Origin of the sequence: Paraburkholderia sp. SIMBA_053 (genome assembly GCF_046534895.1) — a bacterium.
Classification (GTDB): domain Bacteria; phylum Pseudomonadota; class Gammaproteobacteria; order Burkholderiales; family Burkholderiaceae; genus Paraburkholderia; species Paraburkholderia caledonica.
Window position 1 is genome coordinate 1 of the sequence record NZ_JAWRXU010000603.1, and the last position, 276, is coordinate 276.

Consider the following 276-nt stretch of genomic DNA (forward strand, 5'->3'; position numbering starts at 1 on the left):
GGTGCGGCGGAGCGCTGGCCGAACGGCCTGGACCTGAAGCGCATCGATCAGATCGAAAAGGAACTGAGCCTGATCGCCGATCTGAAATACGAAAAGTACTTTCTGACGGTGCACGACATCGTGAGCTTCGCGCGCTCCAGAAACATTCTCTGCCAAGGCCGCGGGTCGGCGGCGAATTCTATCGTCTGCTATTGCCTGCATGTGACCGAGATCGACCCCGTGCATATGAACATGCTGATCGAGCGCTTCATCTCGCGCGAGCGCAACGAGCCGCCC

The 276-nt window shown here is 59.1% G+C and carries 1 protein-coding gene; it reads left to right on the forward strand.

Annotated features, from left to right (window positions below; genetic code table 11):
• Positions 1-276, forward strand: a 276-nt coding sequence (locus SB753_RS37015; RefSeq protein ID WP_410805108.1) for a hypothetical protein, incomplete at both ends; no start/stop codon positions are given.